General features: G+C 66.3%; 6 protein-coding genes. 3 read left to right on the top strand and 3 right to left on the bottom strand.

Annotated features, from left to right (window positions below):
- The 3 genes from ENN83_RS06270 to ENN83_RS06280 all read right to left on the bottom strand — a co-directional run.
- Positions 1-370 (bottom strand): polysaccharide biosynthesis/export family protein (locus ENN83_RS06270; protein WP_287185288.1); only part of this gene is annotated, 370 nt, incomplete at its 3' end.
- Between the two features lie 157 nt (positions 371-527).
- Complete coding sequence (locus tag ENN83_RS06275) at positions 528-2,981, bottom strand: tetratricopeptide repeat protein (RefSeq protein ID WP_287185289.1); 2,454 nt, start codon at positions 2,979-2,981, stop codon at positions 528-530.
- 116 nt (positions 2,982-3,097) lie between these two features.
- Positions 3,098-3,742, bottom strand: coding sequence for a sugar transferase (locus tag ENN83_RS06280; protein ID WP_414707626.1), 645 nt, complete (start codon positions 3,740-3,742; stop codon positions 3,098-3,100).
- A gap of 544 nt (positions 3,743-4,286) precedes the next feature.
- Between ENN83_RS06280 and ENN83_RS06285 the strand changes: the two genes are divergently transcribed.
- The 3 genes from ENN83_RS06285 to ENN83_RS06295 all read left to right on the top strand — a co-directional run.
- Positions 4,287-5,168 carry an ExeA family protein gene (locus tag ENN83_RS06285; protein ID WP_287185291.1) on the top strand — a complete coding sequence of 294 codons (882 nt, stop codon included), beginning with the start codon at positions 4,287-4,289 and terminating at the stop codon, positions 5,166-5,168.
- Entirely contained in the window at positions 5,165-6,715 is a 1,551-nt protein-coding gene (locus ENN83_RS06290) for a GumC family protein (protein ID WP_287185292.1), read from the top strand. Before ENN83_RS06285 ends, ENN83_RS06290 begins: the two co-directional genes overlap by 4 nt.
- A gap of 27 nt (positions 6,716-6,742) precedes the next feature.
- A partial coding sequence (locus ENN83_RS06295; RefSeq protein WP_287185293.1) for a CpsD/CapB family tyrosine-protein kinase occupies positions 6,743-7,482 on the top strand: 740 nt, incomplete at its 3' end.

Raw genomic sequence — 7,482 nt, forward strand, 5'->3', positions numbered from 1 at the left:
CCAGGAAATAGATGTCCATGGCCGAAGACCGCGCCGCGCCCGTGGCATAGGCCGCCCGGTCGCCGGGCTGGGCCGAGACGAAGACATTCGGCGTGACCGCGAAATTCGGGCCGATGCCCGCGGTGATCGCCCGCTCGATTTCGGCCACTGTGCGCCCGCCCACCTGCACCGACCCCGCGAAGGGGAAGCTGATCCGCCCGTCAGGCAGCACCACCACCGCGCGGTTGAGGCTGGTATCCTCAAGCACCTCGATGGTCAGCGTGTCACCCGGCCGAACCCGGTATTCCTGCTGCGCCACCGCCTCTGTCGTCGTGGCCGCCGCCATCAGGGCCAGGACCAGACCGGTCAGGATACGTTTCAAGTACAGCATGCCGCTTTGCCTTCCTGCCAGATTTGGCGCCATTCTCGTCGGCACGGACGGGCGAGGAAAGGGTATAATACGTCACCCGCCTCATCCCGCCGCAAGGTGTAGTGAAGCTGTCACGCAACGGGCCGGGGACAGCCCCGGCCCGCGGTGTCCGGACGGCTCAGTTCTCGGCCGGGCCGGGGGCCGCCTGAAGCGCTCGCAGCTGCTGGCGCGCCTCCTCGATCTGGGTCCGGCTGTCGCCCGGACCGGCAATCTCGACGGCCTTGCGAAACCGGGCCAGCGCGTCGTCCTGCCGGCCGAGCGCCAGATAGGCCTGGGCCAGGTGATACTGGACCAGCGCATCCTCAGGCAGCCCCCGGGCCGCGGCCTCGAGATAGGGCAGCGCCTCGGCGCTTTCGCCGCGCCTGTGGGCAATCCAGCCATAGGTGTCCTGGATCGCCGGGATCTCGGTATCGCCCAGCCGCCGGGCGATGGTCCAGGCCCGTTCCAGGCTGGCCGGATCCTGGCGATAAGTCGCCAGAAGGCTGGCAAGGTTGTTCGCGATGACCAGCGACGAGGAATCGCGCTCGTAGAGCCCTTCGTAGATCGCGATGGCGCCGTCGATATCGCCCTCCTGTTCCAGGAAGGACGCCCTTGCCCACAGAAGCTGCCCGTCCTCGGGCGTGTGGCCCAGCCCCTCGTCGATCGTCGCCATCGCGGTGGCGCGGTCGCCCTGGCGCTGCCGGATCCGCGAGATTTCCAGCCAGACCCCCGGCCGCATCGGGTTGGCCGCGACGAGGCCGCGATAGATCTCCTCAGCCCCGGCCAGATCGCCGTTCACCGCAAGCGCGGTAGCCAGAACGAAATCCAGCGCCTCGTTGCCGGGATTTTCCTGCTTCAGCCCGCGGGCCTGTTCCAGCGCGCCCGCGCTGTCGCCGGTCGCCATCCGGGCACGGACCAGCGCGATCTTCGAAGCCAGCGTCGCATCTGCGCCACCGGCGATCTGTTCGAGGAAGGCCATGGCCTGTTCGGTGCCGCTCTGGCGGTTGATGCGTTCGGCATCGAGCCCGTTGGCCGCCTGCACCGCCGCCGGATTGTCCAGACGCCGCAGCGTGTCGGCGACCTGCTGGGCCCGGGGGAAATCCTCCATCCGCAGGTAAAGCTCGCCCAACACCACCAGAAGGTCGGGATTGTCGGGCGCGGCGCGCAGCGCCCGGATCAGGATGTCCTCGGCCGGCAGATAGCTTTCATTGCCGATCAGGACGCGCGCATAGCGGATCGTCTCGGCGGGCGCGTTGCCCGACGCTTCCACGGCCAGTGCCAGGAAGTCCCGGGCAAGCTCGGGCCGGCCCGAGCGGGAATAGGCCTCGGCCATCAGCGTCATCGCCTGGAAATCATCGGAGGCCCGGTCGAGCGCGGTCCGGAGCGCGGCGATCGCGGCATCGGTGTCGTCGGCCTCGATCAGCCAGGCCGCCCGCATCTTGAGTGCCTCGGGATGGGTCGCTTCTTCGGCCAGGACCTCCTCGACCCGGGTGCGGGCGCCCACCTCGTTGCCGGTGGTCAGCAGCATCCGCGCCAGCGCGATCTTGATGTTGCGGGTCTGTTCGGACGGTTCGGCCGCCTTCAGGACATTCTCCATCGCCGCGATCGCCTCGGCGCGCTTGCCGGCCGTGAAATCCAGCCCCGCGCCCAGCACCTGGAACGGGACCGGGTCGGCACGTTCGGCGATTGCCCTGTCGATCTCGGCCCGGGCGGCCTCGACGCCGCGTATCTCGGCGAGAAAGCGGATCAGATCCACCGTGGGACCGGACTCCTCGGGCGGCGAGGCGGCGACAAGCTCGCGCAGGAAGGCCTCGGCTGCGTCGATATCCTGTTGCGAGAGGTAGAAGCGGACCAGCTTCGCCTTGGTGTTGGCATCCTCAGGGAAGCGCACGACCATGTCGCGCAACTGCGCCTCGAGCGCCGCCATGTCGCCGGTCTGGGCGAGCACCCTCAGCCGCTCCTGGTAGTAGCGGGGATTGTCGGGCTGCACGGCGATCACCTTGTCGATCTCGGCCAGGGCCCGGGAAAGGTCCCCCTCGCGCAGCGCGTTGTCGATCACGACATTGCGCAGCAGGAAATTGTCGGGCTGTTCGCTCAACAGCGCATCGGCCCGGCGGCCCGCCTCGCGGCGCGCAGCCTCGTCCCGGCCAAGCGCCGCCGCCCGATAGGCCCGCGCTGTCGCGATCGCCTTGACCCGGGCATCCTCGGGGGCCAGTTCCTCGGCCCTGCCGCCATGCCGGTCGACCTCTTCCCAGAGGCTCGAGGCGAAGGCGAGTTCGGCAAGCGCGATCCGGGCGTCCAGATCGTCGGGATATTGTTCGGCCAGGCGCAGATACTGGCTGTAGGCCTCCTGCCGGTTGCCGCGGTGATCGCGCATGACCTGGGCAATGGTGCGGCGCGCCTCGCGATGCGCACCGTCATTCTGGAAGACGTTGCGCAGTTCGACGATGGCACGGTCGTAATCGCCCTGCTCGATCAGGGCGAGGGCCGTCTGGTAATGGCCTTCGGCCTTGTCCTCGGAGGACTGGCAGGCCGAGAGCATGAGCGAGGAGCCCAGGAAGGCGGCGGGAAGCAGTCGGGTCAGAACACGCACGGGAAAGAAATCCTTCGGCCAATCAACACGCAAGCAAGACAGGCCATGACTGGCCTGCCCTCCTATCTTTCGCACTCAACGGCCTGCCCGCAAGCCGTGGATGGTTCAATTGCCGGTCAGTAGCCGGTCCCGCGCAGCACCACGGCGACAGTGCGCAGCAGGATGACGAGATCTGTCCAGAAGGACAGAACCTGATGATACCGTTCGTCATAGGGCGCCCGGCCGGCGAAATCGCAGTCGTTGCGGTCCGATATCTGCCACAGGCCGGTGATGCCGGGGCGCAGGTCGTAATAGGCGGTTCCCGGATAGAACGGCTTCTGCGAGACCATCATCGGCCGCGGGCCGACCAGCGACATGGTTCCATTCAGCACGTTGATGAGCTGCGGCAGCTCGTCGAGCGAGATCTTGCGCAGAAGGCGGCCGACCGGGGTGATCCGGGGATCGCATTTCAGCTTCTGCGTTGCGTTCCATTCCAGCCGGGCCACCGGGTTCCGGGCGAGATATTCCTCGAGGATCCGGTCGGCATCGGGCACCATGGTGCGCAGCTTCCACAGCCGGAAGGACTTGCCGTTCCGGCCGACGCGCAGCTGCGTGTAGAACGGCCGGTGCCCGTCGGTCATCACGAGCAGCGCCAGCAGGAGAATCAGGGGTACGCTGAACGGTGCGCTCACGACGACCAGCACCAGATCGAGCATCCGCTTGAAGCCGGCACGGTAGATCCCTGTCGGGGCCGGCTGACGGCGCGGTTCGGGACCGATCACCGGCTTTGCCGGGGCGTCCGCATTCAAGTCAGTCAAATATAATGTCATGAGCAGCAATCGGCCAAGGCCGATCCTTCAAAAATTGTCACCCTCTCACCCGCGGCACGGAGGCCGCAAGTTCTCCCCCGGGGTCGGACAATGCCGACCCACCCGTATCGTGGTAGCATTATGGCCGAGATGAATCAAAGGTCACGGTGAGGGCGCATTGATTTTCCGGCGAATTTTTTCCTGATCAGGCCGTTTCGGGGCAGATTCCGGGCGGCACTGCAACCTGTGGGCGTGGAAGACCGGGACACTCCGATCACCGCGGCCGGATTGTGGATCTGACGGAAACTTCAGGGCGCCCGGATCCCCGGAATCGCGCACGATTCCTGCGAATCGTGGCCCCATGGGATAGAGTGGACCTTGAGGGCGGCCACGGGATTGCCTTGAAAATGACGCAACTTGCCACTACCGCCACAGGCAGAGGCAAAGGTTTCCCGTCATTCGTTCCTCGCGACCGGCAGCGCCGTCTCCGGGGTAAAGGACATTACGCAATCAGGTCATGAGCAGCTCCCTCTACAACGCCCATTTCGGCTTTACCGAGCGGCCCTTCTCGCTGTTGCCGGATCCGGACTTCCTGTTCTGGTCGCCGGCCCATGCCCGGGCCTTCTCGGTGCTGGAATACGGGCTGGTGACGCGTGCGCCGCTGACCGTGGTCACCGGCGAGGTGGGAACCGGCAAGACCACGCTGATCCAGGCGCTGCTGCGTCGGGTCGATGACGAGGTGACCGTGGGCCTGATCTCGAACGCCCAGGGCGGGCGGGGGGATCTGCTGCGCTGGGTGCTGAACGCGCTGGACGTCGCGGTGACGCCGGGGGCTGACTATGTCTCGCTGTTCCAGCAGTTCCAGGGCTTCGTTCTCGAGGAATACGCCGCAGGGCGTCATGTGGCGCTGATCGTGGACGAGGCGCAGAACCTGGGCGCCGAGACGCTGGAAGAGCTGCGCATGCTCACCAACATCAACTCGGGCAAGGACGAGCTGCTGCAGATCATCCTGGTCGGCCAGCCCGAACTGCGCGACCTGATCCGCCGGCCCGAACTGAGGCAGTTCGCCCAGCGGGTGATGGCGGTTTACCATCTCGAGCCGATGGATATCGCCACGACCCGTGACTATATCGCACACAGGCTGCAGCACGTTGGCGGGACCGGCAAGGAATTCACCCCCGAGGCGACCCGCTGCATCTTCGAGGAATCCGGGGGTATCCCGCGCGTGGTGAACAAGCTCTGCGATCTGGCGCTTGTCTATACCTCGAGCGCGGGCCAGGACAAGGTCGGCATCGGCATCATCCGCGAACTGGTGCGCGACGGGCTGATCCTCAAGCCGCTTGGCGCTCCGCTTCTGCTGGCCGAGCCGATCGACAGTTTCGGGAAGGCCGCCGAATGAATTTCGACCTGCGACTTTACTGGGCCCTGTTCCTGCGCCGCCTGCCGGTGATGGCGCTCTTCGTGCTGATCGGCGTGGCCGGCGGCATCATCGCTGCGTTCAAGCTGCCCGAGACCTACGAGACCTCCGCCCGCCTGCTCGTCGAAGCCCCGCAAATCCCGGACAACATGGTCGTCTCAACGGTGCAGACCGGGGCGACAGAACAGCTCGACATCATCGAGCAGCGGCTGTTGACGCGCGCGAACCTCATCGACATCGCCAATCGCTTCCGCGTCTTTCCCGACATCCGGCAGATGGAGCCCGACGCGGTGGTGAGCAAGATGCGGTCCTCGACGCGGATCCGGCGCAGTGCGGGGCGCGAGCAGGCGACGCTGATGACGATCAGCTTCTCTTCGCATTCCGGCCGTATCGCGGCGGATGTCGTCAACGAATATGTCACGCTGGTGCTTCAGGAAAACGCGCGCTTCCGGACCTCGCGCGCGGAAAGCACGCTCTCGTTCTTCGAACAGGAGGTGCAGCGGCTGGGTCAGGAGCTTGACCGCCAGAGCGCGGCAATCGCGACCTTCAAATCCGAGAATGCCGATGCCCTTCCCGAGGAACAAAGCTACCGGCTCGGCCGCCAGACCCTGCTTCAGGAACGCCTGTCCCGACTGGAGCGCGATCTCGGCGCCCGCCAGACACAGCGCGAGGAACTCTTGCGCATCTTCGAGGCCACCGGGCGGGTCAGCTCCGTCGAGGGGATCGGGCCTCGCCGAACGCCCGAGGAGGAACGGCTGATCGTCGCCCGGGCGGAGCTGGAGAACGCCCGCGCGGTCTATTCCGACCAGAGCCCCCGGATAATTCGGCTACAGGCGGTGATCGACCGGCTGGAAGCCGTGGTCAAGGCCCAGGCCGAGGCCGGCCTGGTGGGCGCAGAGGGCGAGACCTCGCCCGAGCAGGCGATGCTCGATGCGACGCTCTCCCAGATCGACGGCCAGATCGCGACGATCGAAATCGATATCGCCGATACCAGAGAGGAACTGGACGGGCTTCAGCGCGCGATCTCGCAAAGTGCGGCGAACGGCATCCAGCTTGCCGCGCTCGAACGCGACTACCAGATGATCCAGACCCGCTACAACGCCGCGGTCACCAATCTCAACCAGGCCCGGATGAGCGAGCGCGTCGAAAGCACCGCCCAGGGCCAGCGCATCAGCGTGATCGAGAATGCCAACGTGCCCCAGGTCCCCACCGGACCCAACCGGCCCAAGGTCGCGATCCTGGGCGCGGGCGCGGGGGTCGGGCTGGCCGCGGCCTATTTCGTGCTGCTGGAACTCCTGAACCGGAACATCCGCAGCCCGGGCGAGTTGACCGGCCGCTTCAACATCACGCCGATCACCACGATTCCCCACATGCGCGCCAAGGATGGCAGGCTGATGCGGCGGCGGCAGATTCTGGGGGTGTCCTTCGTCATGGCGGCCGCGTTGCTGCCTGCCCTATGGTCCAGCCTCGGTCCGGATCTTTCCCAGTTCCCGGCTGGACAGGTGTCCGGCGCGACCCGCATGGGCTGAGTCCCGGCCGTACCGAGAAGAAAAATCATGGAAAAACTGCAGGCAGCTCTGGAGAAAGCCCGCAAAACCCGCGCGGGACAGGGAGTGATGGTGCCCGCCCGGCGCCAGCTCCAGGCCCGATCCACCGGATCCGTGCCCGAAACCGATGCGCTCTGGCAGGCGCTTGCGCCCTTCGAACTGGACGAGCGGCAACTGGTCGATCATCTCGTGGTCACCCGCGAGGCCGGCGAGGCCGCCACGCCCTTCGACATCCTGCGCACCAAGGTGCTGCTTCAGATGCGCCAGAACGGCTGGAAGCGGCTGGCGATCACCTCGCCGATGCCGGGATCGGGCAAGACCACGATCGCCTGCAACCTGGCGCTGGGACTGGGCCGCCAGCGCGACCTGCGCTCGATCCTGTTCGATCTCGACCTTCGTGATCCCTCGGTGCACCTCTTCTTCGAGACCGAACCACCGCATGGCATCGGCGAGGTGCTGACCGGCGCGGCGGGTTTCGCCGAGAATGCCCTGCGCTATGGCGACAATGTCGCCTTCTCGATGGCGCGCCACCCCGAAGCCGACCCGACCCGGCTGTTGCTGGCCGAAGATACCGTCGAGGTGCTGGACACGATCGAGGCCGCCTACAAGCCTGACCTGATGATCTTCGATCTGCCCTCGGTTCTGGTGAACGATGATGCCCGCGCCTTCCTGAAGAACGCCGATTGCGCGCTGATCGTGATCCGCGCCGATCAGACCCGCTTTGGCCAGTTCGACACCTGCGAGCGCGA

Source organism: Rhodovulum sp., assembly GCF_011048875.1.
Classification (GTDB): domain Bacteria; phylum Pseudomonadota; class Alphaproteobacteria; order Rhodobacterales; family Rhodobacteraceae; genus Rhodovulum; species Rhodovulum tesquicola.

What these genes read in the sequence shown, in the direction of transcription:
- ENN83_RS06285 (WP_287185291.1), top strand. Translation starts at nt 4,287, where the DNA reads ATGAGCAGCTCCCTCTACAACGCCCATTTCGGCTTTACCGAGCGGCCC.
- ENN83_RS06290 (WP_287185292.1), top strand. Translation starts at nt 5,165, where the DNA reads ATGAATTTCGACCTGCGACTTTACTGGGCCCTGTTCCTGCGCCGCCTG.